The 17,521-nt window shown below is 70.1% G+C and carries 19 protein-coding genes; 11 read left to right on the top strand and 8 right to left on the bottom strand.

Features of this window, described 5'->3' with window-relative positions; genetic code table 11:
- Positions 1–22: 22 nt before the first annotated feature.
- Positions 23–616, bottom strand: coding sequence for a LysE family translocator (locus H4W30_RS18025; RefSeq protein WP_192743835.1), 594 nt, complete (start codon positions 614–616; stop codon positions 23–25).
- Positions 617–773: 157 nt separating this feature from the next.
- On the opposite strand from H4W30_RS18025, the gene H4W30_RS18020 reads away from it, so the two are divergent.
- The gene (locus tag H4W30_RS18020) at positions 774–2,942 is read left to right on the top strand and encodes a glycoside hydrolase family 15 protein (RefSeq protein ID WP_192744149.1); all 2,169 of its coding nucleotides are present in this window, start codon (positions 774–776) and stop codon (positions 2,940–2,942) included.
- Between the two features lie 56 nt (positions 2,943–2,998).
- On the opposite strand, the gene H4W30_RS18015 is transcribed toward H4W30_RS18020, so the two are convergent.
- Positions 2,999–3,565 (bottom strand): peptide deformylase, encoded by a 567-nt coding sequence (locus H4W30_RS18015; protein WP_034308263.1) that lies wholly within the window; start codon positions 3,563–3,565, stop codon positions 2,999–3,001.
- 158 nt (positions 3,566–3,723) lie between these two features.
- Between H4W30_RS18015 and H4W30_RS18010 the strand changes: the two genes are divergently transcribed.
- Both H4W30_RS18010 and H4W30_RS18005 read left to right on the top strand, forming a co-directional pair.
- A complete protein-coding gene (locus tag H4W30_RS18010; RefSeq protein ID WP_005160574.1) occupies positions 3,724–4,035 on the top strand; it encodes a DUF3263 domain-containing protein in 312 nt (103 codons plus the stop codon).
- On the top strand, positions 4,032–4,676 hold the full coding sequence (locus H4W30_RS18005; protein WP_192743834.1) for a LytR C-terminal domain-containing protein: 645 nt from the start codon (positions 4,032–4,034) through the stop codon (positions 4,674–4,676). The genes H4W30_RS18010 and H4W30_RS18005 overlap by 4 nt, the downstream gene beginning before the upstream one ends.
- A 55-nt stretch (positions 4,677–4,731) precedes the next feature.
- On the opposite strand, the gene H4W30_RS18000 is transcribed toward H4W30_RS18005, so the two are convergent.
- Entirely contained in the window at positions 4,732–7,011 is a 2,280-nt protein-coding gene (locus H4W30_RS18000; protein ID WP_192743833.1) for an AAA family ATPase, read from the bottom strand.
- A gap of 13 nt (positions 7,012–7,024) precedes the next feature.
- Positions 7,025–7,639, bottom strand: a complete 615-nt coding sequence (locus H4W30_RS17995; protein WP_192743832.1) for a nitroreductase family protein — start codon at positions 7,637–7,639, stop codon at positions 7,025–7,027.
- An 81-nt stretch (positions 7,640–7,720) separates the two neighbouring features.
- Here H4W30_RS17995 and H4W30_RS17990 point away from each other — a divergent pair, with 81 nt between their 5' ends.
- A complete protein-coding gene (locus H4W30_RS17990; protein ID WP_192743831.1) occupies positions 7,721–8,362 on the top strand; it encodes a TetR/AcrR family transcriptional regulator in 642 nt (213 codons plus the stop codon).
- Between the two features lie 233 nt (positions 8,363–8,595).
- Here the strand turns inward: H4W30_RS17990 and pssA are convergent, their stop codons facing one another.
- Positions 8,596–9,567: a CDP-diacylglycerol--serine O-phosphatidyltransferase gene (gene pssA / locus H4W30_RS17985; protein ID WP_192743830.1), complete on the bottom strand. Its 972-nt coding sequence runs from the start codon at positions 9,565–9,567 to the stop codon at positions 8,596–8,598.
- 3 nt (positions 9,568–9,570) lie between these two features.
- Positions 9,571–10,299 (bottom strand): phosphatidylserine decarboxylase, encoded by a 729-nt coding sequence (locus tag H4W30_RS17980; protein ID WP_126730354.1) that lies wholly within the window; start codon positions 10,297–10,299, stop codon positions 9,571–9,573.
- Positions 10,300–10,502: 203 nt separating this feature from the next.
- On the opposite strand from H4W30_RS17980, the gene H4W30_RS17975 reads away from it, so the two are divergent.
- Positions 10,503–10,697, top strand: a complete 195-nt coding sequence (locus H4W30_RS17975) for a hypothetical protein (RefSeq protein WP_192743829.1) — start codon at positions 10,503–10,505, stop codon at positions 10,695–10,697.
- A 67-nt stretch (positions 10,698–10,764) separates the two neighbouring features.
- On the opposite strand, the gene H4W30_RS17970 is transcribed toward H4W30_RS17975, so the two are convergent.
- A complete protein-coding gene (locus H4W30_RS17970) occupies positions 10,765–11,046 on the bottom strand; it encodes a GlsB/YeaQ/YmgE family stress response membrane protein (RefSeq protein ID WP_039923570.1) in 282 nt (93 codons plus the stop codon).
- A gap of 215 nt (positions 11,047–11,261) precedes the next feature.
- On the opposite strand from H4W30_RS17970, the gene H4W30_RS17965 reads away from it, so the two are divergent.
- Positions 11,262–11,825, top strand: coding sequence for an ArsR/SmtB family transcription factor (locus H4W30_RS17965; RefSeq protein ID WP_126730357.1), 564 nt, complete (start codon positions 11,262–11,264; stop codon positions 11,823–11,825).
- Positions 11,822–13,066, top strand: a complete 1,245-nt coding sequence (locus H4W30_RS17960; protein ID WP_192743828.1) for an MFS transporter — start codon at positions 11,822–11,824, stop codon at positions 13,064–13,066. The genes H4W30_RS17965 and H4W30_RS17960 overlap by 4 nt, the downstream gene beginning before the upstream one ends.
- Before the next feature lie 15 nt (positions 13,067–13,081).
- Here H4W30_RS17960 and moeA read toward each other — a convergent pair whose 3' ends face one another.
- Positions 13,082–14,275, bottom strand: a complete 1,194-nt coding sequence (moeA, locus tag H4W30_RS17955; RefSeq protein WP_192743827.1) for a molybdopterin molybdotransferase MoeA — start codon at positions 14,273–14,275, stop codon at positions 13,082–13,084.
- A 75-nt stretch (positions 14,276–14,350) separates the two neighbouring features.
- Here moeA and H4W30_RS17950 point away from each other — a divergent pair, with 75 nt between their 5' ends.
- From H4W30_RS17950 to H4W30_RS17935, 4 genes are all read left to right on the top strand, one after another.
- Complete coding sequence (locus H4W30_RS17950; RefSeq protein WP_034308282.1) at positions 14,351–15,028, top strand: TIGR00266 family protein; 678 nt, start codon at positions 14,351–14,353, stop codon at positions 15,026–15,028.
- Between the two features lie 4 nt (positions 15,029–15,032).
- Positions 15,033–15,656, top strand: a complete 624-nt coding sequence (locus H4W30_RS17945) for an AIM24 family protein (RefSeq protein WP_192743826.1) — start codon at positions 15,033–15,035, stop codon at positions 15,654–15,656.
- Between the two features lie 114 nt (positions 15,657–15,770).
- Positions 15,771–15,977, top strand: coding sequence for a cold-shock protein (locus H4W30_RS17940; protein ID WP_005164266.1), 207 nt, complete (start codon positions 15,771–15,773; stop codon positions 15,975–15,977).
- A 56-nt stretch (positions 15,978–16,033) separates the two neighbouring features.
- The gene (locus H4W30_RS17935) at positions 16,034–17,473 is read left to right on the top strand and encodes a serine/threonine-protein kinase (RefSeq protein ID WP_192743825.1); all 1,440 of its coding nucleotides are present in this window, start codon (positions 16,034–16,036) and stop codon (positions 17,471–17,473) included.
- Positions 17,474–17,521: the final 48 nt, after the last annotated feature.

Below are 17,521 nucleotides of genomic sequence, written 5' to 3'. Positions count from 1 at the left end.
TGCCACGCCGGGGCTCGGACAATCAACCCTCCAAGGCGACGGTCACTCCGAAGCCGACCAGAACGCCGCCGGACGTGCGCTCCAGCCACAGCTTGACGCGGTCGCGCCGCAGCCACTCACCCAGGCGTGTGACCAGCAAGGCGAGCGACGAGTACCAGACGATGTCGACGGCGATCCACACCGCGACGCACAGCAGCAGCGACCACGGCCCGCCGTCGGCGGGAACGAACTGGGGGAGGAACGAGATCGCGAACACGCCCGCCTTGGGGTTGCTCACGTTGATCAGGAAGCCGGAGCGGAAGCCGCGCCCGGCGGGTTCGGCGACCTCGCCGTCGCGCTTGCGGAAGAAGAGCGCCTTGACGCCGAGGTAGACCAGGAAGACCGCGCCCGCGATACGCAAGACGTCGTAGGCGACCTGTGAGGCGATGAGGAGCGCGGTGAGACCGAACACCGCGGCGAGTCCCCAGAACGCGACACCCGCCTCGATCCCCGCGACGGTGGCGAACGCGTTCCGGCGCGAGCCCTTCGCCGACTGCTTGATCAGCATCACCGTCGCCGGGCCGGGGACCATCGCCATGAGGAACGCGGCGGGGATGAACGCCAGCAGGTTCGGCATTCCCCGATCGTCGGGGACGGGGGCCGCCGTGAGCAACGCGATTTCCGGGCCGACATGTCGACAGCGTTAGCGGTTCACCGGTTTGGAGCATGTGCGCGCGGAGGATTCACGACAGAATCCCGGAGGTTCTGCACCGTTACAGAAGTCTGGGGTGGATATGCGAAAACTCGTGCTCCCGGCACTGGCAGGCGTGCTGATCGCGGGGCTGGTCCCGGCGGTGGCCGCGGCACAGGGCGGTGAGGCGCCCGGAGCGCCCGGCGCCCATCCGAGCTGGCTCCCGGCGGACAAGACCGGCTTCGGCACCGCCCGCGAACGGGCGAGCAACGTCTGGTTCACCCTTCAAGGTGGCCGGATGTCCGAGGTCTACTACCCGGATCTCTCCACGCCGAGCGTCCGGGCGCTCGACCTCGTCGTCACCGACGGGACGAGCTTCGCCACCGTCGATTCCTCGGCGAAGGCACAGCAGGTGCGCCGCACCGGCGGCCTCACCTACGAACAGACGATCACCGACGACCAGCGTCGCTGGAAGCTCCGCAAGACCTACGTCACCGACCCGGCGCGCACGAGCGTGCTGATCGACGTCGACTTCGTTTCGCTGACCGGCCGCCCCTACCAGGTGTACGCGGTCGCGGATCCCGATCTCACGAACGAAGGATCCGACGACTCCGCACGCACCGACGGGGTGAACGCGGTCGCGTCCGACGCGAAGACCTCGGCCGCGCTGGCGGCGGAACCGGCGTTCTCGCGTACTTCCGTGGGTTACGCGGGCACCTCCGACGGCATCACGCAGCTGACGAAATCCTTCGCTCTCAAGGATTACGGGACCGCGGCCAAGGGCAACGTGCTGATCACCGGGCAGACCTCCGCCGACGGCGTCCGCTCGCGTGACTTCACGCTTTCACTCGGCATGGGCGCGAAGGACTCCGACGCGCTCGCCAACGCCAAAGCCTCACTGCGGCGCGGTTTCGCCGACGCCGCCCGCTTGTACGACCGCGGTTGGAAGCAATACCTCCACCGGCTGAAGGACGCGCCGTCGTCGCTCAAGACCGAGCGGGAACGGGACCTCTACCAGGCGTCCGTGCTCATGCTCGCGGCGAGCGAGGACAAGATCCACCAGGGCGCGCTCATCGCGTCGCCGAGTATGCCGTGGCGGTTCGGGAACAACGACCCGGAATGGTCGCCGTCGGGCACCTATCACCTGGTCTGGCTGCGGGACCTCTACCAGATCGCGACCGGCCTGCTCGCCGCCGGCGACCGCGACGCCGCGAACCGGTCGATCGACTACATGTTCGGGACGCAGCAGCTGCCGGACGGGCATCTGCCGCAGAACAGCCACGTCGACGGCACGCCGTACTGGACGTCCATCCAGCTCGACGAAACCGCCCTGCCGATCGTGCTCGCCCAGCAGCTCGGCCGCACCGACGCCAAGACCTGGACGGGGGTGCGCAAGGCGGCGGAATTCCTGTTGTCCTACAAGGCGGACAACGGGCACGCGTCGCCGTACAGCCAGCAGGAACGCTGGGAGGAACAGGACGGCTACTCGCCTTCGACGATCGCCGCGGTGATCGCCGGGCTGGTCTGCGCGGCCGACATCGCCAAGGCGAACGGCGCCGCCGCCGACGCGAAGCGCTACCTCGACACCGCCGACGCGTTCAAAGCGAAGCTCGCCCAGTGGACGGTGACCACGATCGGTCCGCTGTCGAAGGACCCGTACTTCGTCCGGCTGACCAAGGACGGCAACGCGAACAACGGCACGAAGTACAACCTTGGCAACTCCAGCGTGACCATGGACCAGCGTGCCGTGACCGACGCCGGATTCCTCGAACTGGTGAGGCTGGGCATCTACCGCGCCGACGATCCGGTGATCCGCAACAGCGTCAAAGTCACCGACGCCGACATCGCCTTCACCACCCCGACGGGTCAGTTCTGGCACCGGTACACGAAGGACGGCTACGGCGAGAAGGCCGACGGGTCACCGTGGGACTACACGTTCCCGGCGGAAAGCCGGACCACCTTCGGGCGACTGTGGCCGCTGCTGGCGGGTGAACGCGGCGAGTACGACCTCGCCAATGGTGACCGGCGTACGGCCGCGAAGCGCCTTCGCGACCTCGGGCGCGTCAGTAGTTCGGGGGACACCATGCCGGAGCAGGTCTGGGACGAGAACGCGCCTTCGGGGCAGCCGGGCTTCCCAACCGGCACTCCGACCGCGTCCGCGACGCCGCTGGCCTGGACGCACGCCCAGTACCTCCGGCTCGCGTGGTCGGTGGAGGCGGGGAAGGTGATCGAACAGCCGCGGGTCGTGCGGTGCCACTTCCTGGGCTGCTGACTCTCACGTCTCGTGAGTGGTAAGGACGGTTAGAACCGTCCTTACCACTCACGAGGTCAGTCGTCCGAGGGCTGAGCCTCCGGCAACCACGAATTGCCCGGAACGCCCCATTTGTTCGCCTTGAGCATCTTCTTCGCCGCGCGGGCGTGCCGCCCGACCAGCCGGTCGAGGTAGATGAAGCCGTCCAGGTGATCGGTCTCGTGCTGCAGGCAGCGCGCGAAGTAACCGGTTCCTTCGACCTCGATCGGATTGCCGTCGACGTCGAAGCCGGTCACCTTCGCCCACGAAGCGCGGCCGGTCGGGTACGACTCGCCGGGCGCCGAGAGGCAGCCTTCCCAGTCGTCGTCCGGATCCGGCATCGTCTCCGGGATCTCCGACGTCTCGAGCTTCGGGTTCACCACGACGCCCTTGTGGCGCGTGCCCTCGTCGTCGGGGCAGTCGTAGACGAACACGCGCAGGTCGAGGCCGATCTGGTTGGCCGCGAGGCCCACCCCTTCGGCGGCGTACATGGTCTCGAACATGTCGTCGATGAGCGTGCGCAGCTTGTCGTCGAACTCGGTGATCTCCCGAGTCGGGTTGTGCAGCACGGGCTCGCCGGCGATCACGATGGGATGGACGGTCACGCGCGCAGTTTAGTCGGACCCTTCTGGTACACCCTTACCCATGACGCGCCGACGTCGTTACCGAGGCCGGGCGCCGCATCCGTGGTCTAATGGCGCCGCGGAATGACAAGCCTGTGGTTTCACGCCCGCCGAGCACTGACCTGATTGCGAGGAGTCGGATGGACGCCGCGGAGTCGATGGCTGAGCCCGACCAGCCGTCCCCGTCGGAGACCGTGAACGGCCTCAGCGAGCGCGAGCTCGACATGCTCGCGTTCGAACGTCAGTGGTGGAAATACGCCGGCGCGAAGGAACAGGCCATCCGCGAACGCTTCTCTATGTCGTCGACGCGCTACTACCAGCTGCTGAACCGGCTGCTCGAGAAGACCGAAGCCATGCAGGCCGATCCGATGCTGGTGAAGCGCCTGCGAAAGACGCGAGCGGCCCGGCAGCGCAATCGCGCGGCCCGGCGACTGGGGATCGATCTCTCATGAGTCTGTTTTCGGGTCTGTCCCGGCCGATGAAGGCCGCCGGACTGGCCTTGGTCGGTGTCGCCGTGATCGCCGCCGTGATCGGCGGTATCACCCTGACCAGTGATGGCGGTGATTCGGACACCGCGACTCCGCCCGGCAGCACGCCCACCACCTCGGACGGCGCGACGCAGCCTTCGTCTCCGGCGCCGGGTTCGCCCTCCGCCAGCACGCCGCCCGCGTCGTCGGCGCCGCCGTCGAGCGCGCCCGCGAGTTCCGCGCCGCCGGCGAGCCAGCCTGGGCAGACGGGTCAGCCAGGCCAGCCCGGTCCGGGTCAGCCCGGCGGTGATCAGCAGGCGTCGCACAAGTGGGTGACGGTGCGCGTCTACAACAACAGCACGATCCAGGGGCTCGCCGAGCAGGCCGCGAAGGACTTCCGCGCCTCGGGCTGGAACGTCTCCGAGGTCAAGGGCTATCCGGGCAGGCTCCCCGAGACCGTGGCCTACTACCGGCCGGGCACCGACGAGGAAGCCGCCGCGAAGGCGCTGGCGCTGGAGTTCGGTTTCCGCGCCGAGCCCCGGTTCAAGGAGATCGAGAACATCGGCCCCGGCGTGATCGTCATCCTCACCAAGGACTACAAGACCAACGACAAGGACGGCTCCTAGCCGGATCCGTGAAAAGGCCCGCTTCCTCGCGAGGAAGCGGGCCTTTTCACGTCCTTCAGACCTGGGTCTGCGCGTAGGCCTCCAGCGCCGCGAGCTGGGCCGGGTCGAGCGACGGGCGCACGGCCTGCGCCGCCTTCGTCAGATGCTCGGCGGTGACCTCCTTGGCCTCCAGCGACTCGCGCATCGCGGTCAGCGCGGCCTCGCGGATCAGCGCCGCGCAGTCCGCCGCCGAATAACCGTCCAAAGTGGCCGCATACGCCGCGAGGTCCACATCGGACGCGAGCGGCGTGTTCTTGGCGCTGGCGGCCAGGATCGCCTCGCGGGCGTGCGCGTCCGGCGGCGGGACGTAGACGCGGCGCTCCAGCCGTCCCGGCCGCAGCAGGGCCGGGTCGACCAGCTCCGGCCGGTTCGTCGCACCGAGGACGACGACCTCGCGCATCGGCTCGACACCGTCCAATTCGGTCAGCAGGGCCGCGACGACGCGGTCCGACACGCCGGAGTCCGAAGACTGGCCGCGGCGCGGGGCGAGCGCGTCGATCTCGTCGAGGAAGATCAGCGACGGCGCGGCCTCGGCGGCGCGGCGGAAGAGTTCCCGCACGGCGCGCTCTGACTCGCCGACCCATTTGTCCATCAGTTCGGCGCCCTTGACCGCGAAGACGTTCAGCGCGCCGGTGCCCGCGAGCGCGCGGACCAGGAACGTCTTGCCGCCGCCGGGCGGCCCGTACAGGAGCACGCCGCGTGGCGGGTCGACGCCGAGGCGGGCGAACGAGTCCGGGTAGCGCAGCGGCCACAGCACCGCCTCGGTGAGCGACTGCTTGACGTCGGTCATGTTGCCGACGTCGTCCAGGGTCAGCCCGCCGGTGGCCAGATTGTCCGAAGTGGACATCGAAATGGGACGGACGGTGGTCAGCGCGTCGAGCAGGTCCTGCTGGGAGATCCGCGGTTCGTCGGCCTCGCGTTGGCGCAGCGCGGCGCGGAGGGCGGCGTCGCGGCGGAGCGCGATGAGGTCCGCGGCCACGAAGCCGGGGGTGCGCTCGGCGATCGGGCCGACGTCGACGCCGGACTCCAGCGGGGCTTCGCGCAGGAGCACGCGCAGCAGTTCCGTGCGGGTCTTCGAGTCCGGGAGCGGCAGGCCGAGTTCGCGGTCGAGCAGGTCGGCGGCGCGCAGCCGCGGATCGGTGGACTCCGCCCGCCCGGTGGTGGCGACGACGGCGAAACCCTTGTTGCGCAAGGCTTTGCGCAGATCGTCGAGGACCACCGTCGCGAGCGGCGGCGGCTGCGACGCGGGCAGCAGCGCGTCGATGTCGGTGATCAGCAGGACAGCGGGGTCTTCGTCGCGGGTGGCCTGCTCGATCGCCTCACGCAGGCGCGCCGCGGCGACGTTCGGTTCGAGGACGGCGATGTTCGGCGCCGCGAGCGACACCACCCGCACCTTCTCGGCCTGCGCCACGGCGCGGACCAGCGTCGCCTTCCCGACGCCTTCCGGCCCGGACAACAGGACCCCGAGATGCGCCGAGGTGCCGAGTTTCGCCAGCAGCTCCGGGCGCTGGAAGGCCAGATCGAACCATTCGGCGAGCTTGCGCGCGGCCGCTTCGGAACCGGCGAGGTCCGACAACGGCGGCACGGTTTCCTCGGCCGCCTCGTCGATCCGCTCGTCTTCGACGATCTCGGCGTCGATGAAGTCTTCGTGGGGGGTGGAGGGCGTGCTGCGCACCAGCGTCGTCCCGGCGCGGGCCGGGGCGGCGGCGGGCGCGGCCTCGCCGGTGCGGGCGCCGTCCCGCCAGCTGACCACAGTGGACGGTCCGACGGCGACCGGCCCCGACGGCTCGGTGGCGGTGACGGTGAGCAGCTCGTTGGTCCACGTCATCCCGATGGCGCGGGAGAGCTGGCCGCGGACAGCGGAGACGTCCGAGCCCGGCGCGGGCGCGAGATCCTGGGGGAGCAGGGAAACGGCGTCGCCGACGGTCAGGACCTTGCCGATCAGGGCGAGCCGCAGGGTGTGCGGGGAGAGCGACACGCTCGCGATACGCGAACCCGCCACGGTGACCGTCTTCGCGGCCGACACCTCCGCCGGCGCGACGACGACCTCCGACCCCTCGGTCACGCCGAGGTTCGACATGGTGACGTCGTCGAGGAGGATCACCCCCGGGATCCCCTCCGCGTCGGACGGGGCGGCCAGCGCCGAGCTGACGCGCGCGCCGGTGACGCGGACGGCGTCCCAGGCCATCAGGCCGAGCGCGTCGAGGACTTCGGGGTGCAGCCGGACGACGCCGCGGCGGGAGTCCAGTGCGGACGGGGTGTGCCGGACGGTCAGCGTGATCTGAGGTGCGCTCACCCCGTCACCCTATCTACGCGGACCGTGCCCAGCGGTCGAAGGACAGGATCTCCCCGGCGGGTCGCCGGGCGGCTGGCGAGAAGTCACGCTGGGTCGTGTAGGCGACGGCGAGCAGGCTGATCTGGGTCACGTCGGCGGGGATCCCGAGCAGTTCCGCGACCTCCGCCTCGCGCGCGGGCAGGTGATACGCGCACATCGAGCTGCCGAGCCCTTTCGACCGCAGCGCGAGCTGGAAGCTCCAGATCGCCGGGTACACCGAGCCGTAGTACCCGTTCTGGATCACGGGATCCTCCGGCGGGCGGCCGATCATGCACGGGATCGCGAGGGCCGGGACGCGGCCGAGGTTGCCGACGAGATGGCGGGCCGACCGCATGACGGCCTCGCTCGCCAAGTGCCCGTACTTCGCCATGGTCGGGATCGCCTCGGCGCGGACGATCTCCGCGACCTTCGCGCGCAGTTCCGGGTCGCGGACGATCACCCAGCGCTGGGCGTCGAGCAGCATCCCCGCGGCAGGCGCCTGTTGCGCGACGCGAACGCAGTCTTCGAGCAGTCCTTCGTCGACCGGCCGGTCCAGGTCGAGCTTGCGGCGGACCGAGCGGGTGGTGGTGAGCAGCGTTTCGGTGTCCATGGCGTCCCTCCAGGTTACTTACGGCGTAAGCATACGATGTAAGTACTTACGGCGTAAGGGGGTGCCGGTAAACTGGGACACATGGCGCTGAGCAGGGAGAAGGTGCTCGACGCCGCGTTGCGGCTGGCGGGCGAGCAGGGGCTGGCCGGGCTGTCGATGCGGAAGCTGGCCGCCGACGTCGGCGTGGAGGCGATGTCGCTCTACAACCACGTCGCGAACAAGGGTGATCTGCTCGACGGGCTGACCGCGCGGGTCTTCGAGAGTGTGCCGCTGCCCGAACCCGGACCGTGGGACGAGCGGCTGCGGGCGCTGACCCATGGCCTGTACGCGGCCTTTTCGCGGCATCCGGTGGTGGTGCGGGCGCTCGCGACCGACGCGGCGAATCCGCGCTCGGCGGGCGCGCTGAAATTCATCGACGCGATGTTCTCGGCGTTGCTGGACGCCGGGCTCGACGAACGGGGCGCCGCTCGGGGTTATCGATCGCTGATCGGACTGGTGTTCGGCGCCGTGCTGACCGAGACGGTGGGGCTTTCCGGCGTTCCGGACCCGTCGGATCTGGAGCGGGCCGAGCCGGTGGTGGCGTGGTTCCAGCGGTCCGTGACCGCGGACGGGCTGCCCTCACTGCACCGGGCGCTGCCGTCGCTGCTGGACGGCGACTGCCTGCAGGACTTCGAATTCCAACTGGACCTGCTGATCGGCGGCCTGCGCGCTTCGGTGCGGTGACCTTCGGTGGCTCCCTGGTGCGTCGCGAAAGCCACTTTCGGGACATCCAGCGTCCCGAAAGTGGCTTTCGCGACACCCTCCGCACCCAGCGATCCCCAAGTTGTCCACAGCCTCACCCACTTGTGGACAACTACAGCCTCCGGCCCCCGTTTCCCCCGGTCCCGTCGGACAACCTCGGTACGCTGGGCGCGGGGCCGTCCCCCAGGGACGGGCGGGGGGTGGGGTAGCGCGGATCAGCGCTTTCGCAGGCCGATCCGGCGCCACGAGCGGCGTCGCGGGCCCCGGCCGTTGTCCCGGTCCTTGTCGGTGCTGATGGTGCGCGGAGTCCGCGCGACGTGCTGTTCGCCCCGCTGGAGCCGGACCCGCTGAGCGGCGCCGGCCACCACCCGCCGCAGCGGCGGACGCAGGCCGAGACGCCGGCGGCTCGAACGCCGCCGGATCGCGCGCCGTTCCCGCGGCGGCGCCATCCACGCCTCCGGGTGGTTCGCCAGCCACCGTTGCCGGTACACCGAGTACGGGATGTGCGCCAGGTACAGGATCAGCGCGATCGCCAGCGCCACCAGCGGGAACTGGATGATCGCGGCGGCCAGCAGCCCCACCCCGACCAGCAGCGGCGCGATCGCCTTGGGCGGCGCCTTCACCGTCTTCAGTGACAGCGTCGGGATCCGGCTGATCAGCAACGCGGCCACGGCGATCGTCCACACCCACACCACGTACTGGTGCGACCACCAGCCCTCCCCGAACTGCAGCTCCAGGATCAGCGGCAGCATCGCCAGCAGACCACCGGCGGGCGCGGGCACACCGACGAAGAACTCGCCCGCGTACGGCGGCTGCTCGGTGTCCTCGATCAGCGTGTTGAACCGCGCCAGCCGCAGGATCATGCACACCGCGAAGATCAGCGACGCCACCCAGCCGATCCGCTCGCCCTCCGCGTGCCAGACGTACAGCACCAGCGCGGGCGCGACACCGAACGAGATCCCGTCCGACAGCGAGTCGAGCTCCTGCCCCATCTTCGACGTCGCGTCCAGCAGCCGCGCGATCCGGCCGTCGAGACTGTCGAGCACCGCGGCGATCCCGATCGACGCGATCGCCATCGGATAGTTGCCGATCAGCGCGAACTGCACCGACGACAGACCGGCGCACAGGGCGAGCACCGTGATGGCGTTCGGCAGCAGCCGCACGCCGGGAGTGGTCACGCGGACCATGGATCAGCCTTCCGGGTGCGGCGCCGTGGGCAGCTCGGCGATCGGCGTCTCGCCGCCGATCGTGCGCTGGCCCTTCGAGACGAGGACCTTGCTGCCCGGCGGCAGGTACAGGTCGACTCGCGAGCCGAAGCGGATGATGCCGTACGTCGCGCCGACGCCGACCTTGTCACCCTCGCGGATCTCACAGAGGATGCGCCGGGCCACCAGGCCCGCGATCTGCACCACGACGAGCTCGTGACCGTCGTCGGTGCGCATGAGCACGGAGTTGCGCTCGTTGTCCTCGCTCGCCTTGTCCAGGTCCGCGGACAGGAACTTCCCTGGCCGGTACGCGACCCGCTCGATCACGCCCGACGCCGGGACCCGCTGGACGTGCACGTCGAACACCGACAGGAACACGCTCACCCGCATCCGCGGTTCGGCGGGCAGCCCCAGCTCGGGCGGCGGCACGGCCTCCTCGATCAACGAGACCAGACCGTCCGCCGACGCGACCGCGAGGCCGGACTGGGCGGGCGGGACGCGCTTCGGCTCACGGAAGAACGCGGCCGTGGCGGCCGTCGCGAGCGCGCCGACGACGCCGAGGCGCTTGGAGAACCTCCGCAGCACCAGCGTCGCGGCGAGACCGCCGAACACGAACGGCCTGCCGGCCGGGTGCATCGGCGGGACGGTCTCGCGGGCGAGTTTCACGGCGTGCGCGAGGGGGTTACCAGTGGCTTCCGGCCGGTTGCCGCTCATTGGTCGGGTTCACCGCAGTTCGTGTCGGGGGGTCGGGACAGGAAGAGCCACCACGCTACCGCCCTGTCCGGAGACGGGCCGTGGCCTCCCCCGGAAGGGTTTCCCCGGGCCGGGTGGGCGGGGCCACATCCCGGTAACGGTAGGTGGAAATAAGCGATAACTCTAGGTAGTTGATGCCGATCACCGACCTTGAGGACCCTCGAATGCCCGCCAGTCCGGACCCCGCAGGCGAGCGACTCGCCGAGCTGTTCCGCGCCTGGAAGAGGGACATTTCGGCGGCGCCGATGCCGCCGCTCATCGATCCCGTCCGCGCCGTCTCGGTCATCGCCGAAGCACGCGCGTCCGGGCGCATATGCCCCCCGACGGCACATGCGACCGGACGCGGCCACTGGAACTGAGCGAAACTCCCACTGTAGTTCGCCGGACGCTCTTGATCACCGGTCGCGAGAAAACCGTTACCAACGGTCATCGACGATAGGAGTCGCTCCGCCCGGAGCCGCGCACCAGCCGCAGCAGGGCGAGCAGCACGATCGAACCGAGAATGGCGACGCCGAAGCTGGGGAAGTCGAACTCGAAGGTCCTCTCGGTGCCGGTGGCGAGGCGGTAGATGAAGCCGCCGAGCGCCGCGCCCAGCACGCCGATCAGGATGCTGAACAGGCAGCCGCCTCGCCGGTCCGGGCCGCCGACCACGACGTTGGCCAGCCACCCGGCGATGGCGCCGAACACGATCCACGAGAAGAAACCCATGCCATCGAGGTTACGTGGGCTGCTCGGGCCTGCCCCGGTGGCGCCGACCGCTCGTCCCGGGGATGTCGCGAAAGCCACTTTCGAGACATCTGGCGTCCCGAAAGTGGCTTTCGCGACGTGGTCGCCAGGGCAGGGCCGGCGCCCAGCAGGATCTGCTCACCGAAACTCACAAGGAGACTTGTACAAGAATCCTTGTGCAACTACTGTTGTGCGTCATGGCCGACCGTGAAGTACACGAAGTCCACGATTCGAAGGTCCTGGCCGCGATGTCGCATCCGCTGCGGCGCCGCCTGCTCGACGTCCTCCGCCTCGACGGCCCGTGCACCGCGTCCGTGCTCGCCGAGCGGACCGGGCAGGCGGTCGGGAACGTCAGCCACCACCTGAAGGTGCTGGCCGCCAGCGACCTGGTCGAGGAAGCGCCGGAACTCGCCCGCGACCGCCGTGAGCGCTGGTGGCGCCGCGTCGGCTACGCGGTTTCCTGGTCACCGTCGGACTTCCCCGACGACCCGGTCGCGGCCGCCGCCGAATCCCTCGCCCTCGAACGCCAGGTTTCCATGGCGCGCCAATGGTTCGCCGAGCGCGAGACCTATCCGGAGGAGTGGCATCGCGCCGCCTTCGCCACCGACAGCTGGGCGAAGATGTCGGTCGCCGAACTGGCCGAGCTCGAACAGAAGGTCCACGAGCTGATCAAGTCCTACAGCGGCCGTGAGATCCCGGACGACGGCCAGGAGCGCCGCCCCGTCTTCATCGCCACCCGCGCCGTCCCGGCCCGCCCGTGACCACCCGCGAACGCGGCGGATTGCTGCGCTCGAGGGATTTCCGGCTGCTGTGGACGGGCGAGACGACCAGCGTGCTCGGCAGCTCCATCGCCGTCGTCGCGCTGCCGCTCGTCGCGGTGGTCACCCTGCAGGCCAGCACGTTCGCCGTCGGGCTGCTGACCGCGGCCGCCTGGCTGCCGTGGCTGCTGATCGGCCTGCCCGCCGGCGCCTGGGTCGACCGACGGCCGAAACGTCCGATCATGCTGGTGTGCAACGGCATCTCCATGCTGGTGTTCCTGAGCGTCCCGGTCGCGGCCTGGTTCGGCCTGCTCACGATGACCCAGCTGATCGTCGTCGCCCTGGCGGGTGGCGTCGCGAAGGTGTTCTTCAACGTCGCATACCGCGCGTATTTGCCTTCGCTGGTCGAGAAGGACCAACTCCAGGAAGCCAACGAAAAGCTGCAGGGCAGCGAATCCGCCGCGCAGATCGGCGGACCGGGGCTCGCCGGTCTGCTCGCGCACTGGTTCGGCGCCGTCTCCGGAGTGCTCGCCGACGCGATCAGCTTCGGGATCTCCGTGCTGTGCCTTCGATCCATCCGCCACCGCGAGCCCGAGCGCGCGGCGAAGACGCGTTCACGGTTGCGGGACGAGATCCGCGACGGGCTCCATTTCGTCGTCCGCGACCCGTATCTGCGTGTCCTGGCGGTCTTCGGCGCGATCTCGAACGTCGCGCTCATGGGTTACCAGTCGATCGAGGTCGTGTTCCTCGTCCGCGATCTCGGCGTCGGGGAGGGCACCGCCGGGCTCGTGCTCGCGCTCGTCGGCGCGGGCGGTGTCTTCGGTGCCGCGTTCTCGGGAAAACTCGCCACGCGGATCGGCACAGCGCGTGCCTTCGTGCTCTGCGAGGCCTTCGGCGCGTTGATGATGCTGCTCGGCCCGCTCGCGAACGGCGGCTTGGGGCTCGCGTTCTTCGTCGCCGCCGGGTTCTCGCTCAGCGCCGGCGTCGTCGGTTCGAACGTCCTCAACGCCACCTTCAAGCAGCGGTACGTCCCGGCGGCGATGTTCGGCCGGGTCACCGCGAGCATGTCCGTGCTCGGCTTCGGCGCGATCGCGCTCGGTGGCCTGCTCGGCGGGCTCCTCGGGGAGATCGCCGGCGTGCGGCAGACGCTGGGCCTGATGGCCGGGCTGGAGGTGATCGCCGTCTTCGCCCTGCTGTTCACGCCGATCGGCCGGTGCCGCGACTTCCCGTCGGATCGCGTTTAGCCCGCTAAACGCAGGTCAGAGCAGGAGGACGGTCACCTCGTCGCCCTGCTCGACCGAGTCGACGTCCTCCGGCAGCACGATCAGGCAGTTCGCCTGCGTGAACGACGCCAGCAGATGCGAACCCGGCCCGCCGCGCGGACCGACGATCCCGGTGACCTCGCCCTCGGAATGCGTGTAGTAGCCCCGCCGGAACTGGCGGCGCCCGGCGGGCGAGGTCATCGCCTCGGTCAGCCGGGCCCGCACCTGCTGCCGGTCGACCCCCGCGTGCCCCATCGCCGAGAGCAACGCCGGCCGCAGGAACGCTTCGAAGGAGACGAGCACGCTCACCGGATTGCCCGGCAGCGTCACCACCGGCACGCCGTTCCAGCGTCCGCAGCCCTGCGGCCCGCCCGGCTGCATCGCGACCTTCCGGAACTCCACGCCCTGCCCGGTCAGCGCGTCCTTCACCACTTCGTACGCGCCCGCGCTGACCCCGCCCGAGGTCACCAGCAGATCCGCGTCCGCCAGCCGCGGCTCGATCACCGCGCGGAACTCGTCCACGTCGTCGACCACACTGCGCACGACCTCGGCCTCGCAGCCGAGCGCGCGGATCGCCGACGCCAGCATGATGCTGTTCGACTCGTAGATCTGCCCGTGCCGCAACGGTTCCGGCGCGTCGACGAGTTCGGTACCGGTGGACACGACGAGCACCTTCAGCGGCCGGTACACGGGAACCTCGGCGAGCCCGACGGCCGCCGCGAGGCCCAGTTGCGCCGGGCCGAGCACGGTCCCGGCCGAAAGCGCCACGGTGCCCTCGACGACGTCTTCGCCCCGGCGCCGGATATGCGTGCCCGGGACGGCTGTCCGGAGAATCCGGACGTCCGTCACACCGCCGTCCGTGTGCTCCACCATCACCACCGCGTCTGCGCCGGGCGGCAGCGGGGCACCGGTCATGATCCGGTGCGCGGTGCCCGGCTCCAGCTTCGTGATGTCGACCCGGCCGGCGGGGATGTCTTCGGCGACCGGCAGCGTCACCGGTGCCTCGGCGACATCTTCGGCGCGGACGGCGTAACCGTCCATCGCCGAGTTGTCGAACGGCGGCAGCGAAACCCCCGCGCGCACGTCCTCGGCCAGGACGAGCCCGGCGGCGGAAGCGAGCGGAAGGCTGATGACGGGGGCGTTTCCGAGCAGGCCGGTGACGGTCTCACGGTGGGCGTCGACGGAGATCACGCCGACCATCCTCCCGCCTCGAAGCCCTCATGCAAGACTCTGCGCGTCACAACGACCATCCGGGGAGAAGAAGACATGCAGGTTCAGATCCGTCACCAGCCCTCGTTCGCGGTGGCGAGGCTCATGCTCGCCCCGGGTGAGCCGGCGCAGGTCGAGTCGGGCGCGATGATGGCGACGAGCTACGGCGTGCAGGTCCAGTCCCAGGCGCAGGGCGGGATCATGAAGGGTCTCGGCCGTGCCTTCCTGTCCGGCGAGTCGTTCTTCATCTCCACCTACACCGCCCCGCAGAACGGCGGCTGGGTCGACGTCGCCGCGAACCTGCCGGGCGACATGCAGATCATCAACCTCGACGGCCGCACCGGCTGGTGCGTCACCCGCGGCTCGTGGCTCGCGTCGTCGCACGGCGTGCAGACCGAGACCAAATGGGGCGGGCTCAAGAACCTCGTCGGCGGCGAGGGCGGCTTCCTGACCCACGCGACGGGACAGGGCCCGCTGGTCGTGGCCTGCTACGGCGCGCTGGAGACGGTGACCCTGCAGCAGGGCGAGGTGATCACCATCGACACCGGGCACGTCGTCGCGTTCGCCGACACCCTCCAGTACCAGATCCGCAAGGTCGCCACCGGCGTCATCCAGTCGATGAAGAGCGGTGAAGGCCTCGTCTTCGATTTCGCCGGGCCCGGCCAGCTGCTCACCCAGACCCGCAACCCGTCGGCGCTGTCCGCCTGGGTGATCGCCCAGGTCCCCTCCCGCTGAGCGCATGCGGGTACAGACGAGGCACACCCCGAACTTCGGGGTCGCACGAGTGCTGTTGTCCCCCGGCGAGGCCGTCCAGGCCGCCGGGGACACCATGCTGGCCAGCAGTTTCGGCATCACCGAAACCGTTCCCTCCCGCGGCGGTTCGCGGGCGGGCAAGGGCGCGCCTTCGGTGTTCAACGCGCCGGAGGGCGGCGGTTGGATCGACTTCGCGCCGCTGACGGCCGGTGACGTCTATCCGCTGGAATTCACCGGCGGGGAGGGCTGGTGCGTGAACCGGGACGCGATCCTCGCGCGGCCGGCGACCGTCCGGCACGACGCCGGCTGGGCGCCGCTGCGGACGCTCTTCGGGGCCGACTCCGGCTTCCTGGAGCACTACAGCGGAACCGGGCCGCTCGTACTGGCCGCGCAGGGCCCGGTCGACGCCTTCGAACTCACCGCCGGCGAGCTCGTCACCGTCCGGCCGGACTTCCTGCTGGCCTACCCGGACACCGTGCAGTGCCGTCTCCGCGCGGTCGACCCGTCCGGGCCGCAGTCGGTCCGCACCGGCGAAGGGCTCGCGCTGGACTTCGCGGGACCAGGACGCGTCCTTGTGCAAGCGCGCAATAGGCGGCTTTCGCGCGGATGACCTTCGGACGAATTGAGCATTGCCGACGCCGGTAATTCGGGTAGCGTGAACTGCACTCGAAACCGCCGGCCGGGGCAGAGAAGGCCGTCGGATCCTGTGCTGAGGGAGTGCGCCGTGGCAGTCGGCACCGTCAAGTGGTTCAACTCGGAAAAGGGCTACGGATTCATCGAATCCACCGAAGGGCCCGACGTCTTCGTCCACTACTCGGCCATTCAGGCCGACGGATTCCGGACGCTCGACGAGGGTGATCGCGTGGAATTCGAAGTCCAGTCCGGCCGTGATGGGCGGAGTCAGGCGGCGGACGTCCGCAAGGTCTCGTAAGAGGACTTCGGCCGACCCCCGGCGGCCTCCGGAACTGGCGCGTTAGGCTGCGCTGCGTGACAGGCGATGAGTCGGGGGACCTGACCGGTCGCCGGCTGGGCAACTACCGCATCGACGGAGTGCTCGGCAAGGGCGGCATGAGCGTGACCTACAAGGCCACGGACGTGCGGCTCGGACGCAAGGTGGCACTGAAGGTCATCGGTGATCACCTGGGCGCCGACGCCGAGTTCCGCGAGCGCTTCGTCGACGAGGCGCGGAACACGTCCGCGATCGACCATGCCAACGTCGTGCCCTTGTACGACTTCGGCGAGCTCGAAGGCATGCTCTACATCGCCATGCGGATGGTCGACGGCGGCGACCTCGCCGGCCTGATCTCCGGCGGCCCGATCGCGCCCGCCCGCGCGCTGAACATGCTCGACCAGGTCGCCGACGCGCTCGACACCCTGCACAACCGGGGTCTCGTGCACCTCGACGTCAAACCGGCGAACGTCCTGGTCACCAGCAAGGAGACCTCGCGCGAGCACGTCTACGTCGCCGACTTCGGCCTGACGCGCCGCGGCGCCACCGGGCACCGGACCCGCGGCGGCGACTTCCTCGGTTCGCCGACGTACGCGGCCCCCGAGCACCTGCGCGGCGAGCCGCTCGACGGCCGCACCGACCAGTACGCGCTCACCTGCGTCCTCTACGCCTGCCTGACCGGCAGCCCGCCCTTCAAGGGCGACGTGCAGACGGTCATCAAGGGGCACCTGAACGGCGAGCCCCCGGCCATCTCGCGGATCGTCGGCCTGCCCGCCGGGATCGACGAGGTCGTCCGCAAGGGAATGGCGAAGAATCCCGCCGAGCGCTACCCCAACTGTGTTGAGATGATCGCGGCCGCCAGGCGCGCGCTCGGTCCGCTCGCGACTTCGAACGAGCCTCCCGGCCCGCCCGGGGCCGCGGCGCCGGTCCAGCAGACCGCGCCCCAGCAGGCGCCACGGCAGAACACGCCGCCACAGGGAGAGGGGGGCCCCGTGCACCCGTACGGAGGACAGCAGCCCGGCTACGGCCAGCAGGGACCGGGACCGCAGGGTCCCCCGCCCCAGCAGGGCCCGCCGCCCGGGTACGGCCCGCCCCCGCAGCAGGGTGGCTACCAGCAGGGCGGTTTCCAGCAGGGGCCGCCTCCGGGTTACGGCCCGCCGCCGCAGCAGGGCGGTTTCCAGCAGGGTGGCTTCCAGCAAGGGCCGCCGCCCGGCTACGGCCCGCCGCAGCAGGGCGGTTTCCAGCAGCAGCCCAAGAAGGGCGGCGGTGCCAAATGGATCTGGATCATCGTCGGTGCCCTCGTGGTCGCGGGAGCGATCGTCGCGGCGATCTTCATCTTCGGTGACTCGAGCAGCGGCAACGGCCCGCAGACCACCGCGCCGAACATCCCGGTCGGCCCCGGCGGCTCGCAGTCGCAGGCCCCGGGCTCGTCGCTGAAGCCGCCGCCGTCGTCGATCTCGATCAAGCCGAGCAACTGAATACCACCGCGCTGACCTGCGGTTCTTGCACTCGCCCCTGGAGAGTGC

It is taken from the genome of Amycolatopsis roodepoortensis, from assembly GCF_014873915.1.
Classification (GTDB): Bacteria; Actinomycetota; Actinomycetes; order Mycobacteriales; family Pseudonocardiaceae; genus Amycolatopsis; species Amycolatopsis roodepoortensis.
Note: the sequence above shows the minus strand (reverse complement) of the source record. Positions and strands in the feature narration are given on the sequence as shown.

What these genes read in the sequence shown, in the direction of transcription:
- H4W30_RS18025 (WP_192743835.1), bottom strand. Translation starts at nt 616, where the DNA reads ATGCCGAACCTGCTGGCGTTCATCCCCGCCGCGTTCCTCATGGCGATG.
- H4W30_RS18020 (WP_192744149.1), top strand. Translation starts at nt 774, where the DNA reads ATGCGAAAACTCGTGCTCCCGGCACTGGCAGGCGTGCTGATCGCGGGG.
- H4W30_RS18010 (WP_005160574.1), top strand. Translation starts at nt 3,724, where the DNA reads ATGGACGCCGCGGAGTCGATGGCTGAGCCCGACCAGCCGTCCCCGTCG.
- H4W30_RS18005 (WP_192743834.1), top strand. Translation starts at nt 4,032, where the DNA reads ATGAGTCTGTTTTCGGGTCTGTCCCGGCCGATGAAGGCCGCCGGACTG.
- H4W30_RS17995 (WP_192743832.1), bottom strand. Translation starts at nt 7,639, where the DNA reads ATGGACACCGAAACGCTGCTCACCACCACCCGCTCGGTCCGCCGCAAG.
- H4W30_RS17990 (WP_192743831.1), top strand. Translation starts at nt 7,721, where the DNA reads ATGGCGCTGAGCAGGGAGAAGGTGCTCGACGCCGCGTTGCGGCTGGCG.
- pssA (WP_192743830.1), bottom strand. Translation starts at nt 9,567, where the DNA reads ATGGTCCGCGTGACCACTCCCGGCGTGCGGCTGCTGCCGAACGCCATC.
- H4W30_RS17980 (WP_126730354.1), bottom strand. Translation starts at nt 10,299, where the DNA reads ATGAGCGGCAACCGGCCGGAAGCCACTGGTAACCCCCTCGCGCACGCC.
- H4W30_RS17975 (WP_192743829.1), top strand. Translation starts at nt 10,503, where the DNA reads ATGCCCGCCAGTCCGGACCCCGCAGGCGAGCGACTCGCCGAGCTGTTC.
- H4W30_RS17970 (WP_039923570.1), bottom strand. Translation starts at nt 11,046, where the DNA reads ATGGGTTTCTTCTCGTGGATCGTGTTCGGCGCCATCGCCGGGTGGCTG.
- H4W30_RS17965 (WP_126730357.1), top strand. Translation starts at nt 11,262, where the DNA reads ATGGCCGACCGTGAAGTACACGAAGTCCACGATTCGAAGGTCCTGGCC.
- H4W30_RS17950 (WP_034308282.1), top strand. Translation starts at nt 14,351, where the DNA reads ATGCAGGTTCAGATCCGTCACCAGCCCTCGTTCGCGGTGGCGAGGCTC.
- H4W30_RS17945 (WP_192743826.1), top strand. Translation starts at nt 15,033, where the DNA reads ATGCGGGTACAGACGAGGCACACCCCGAACTTCGGGGTCGCACGAGTG.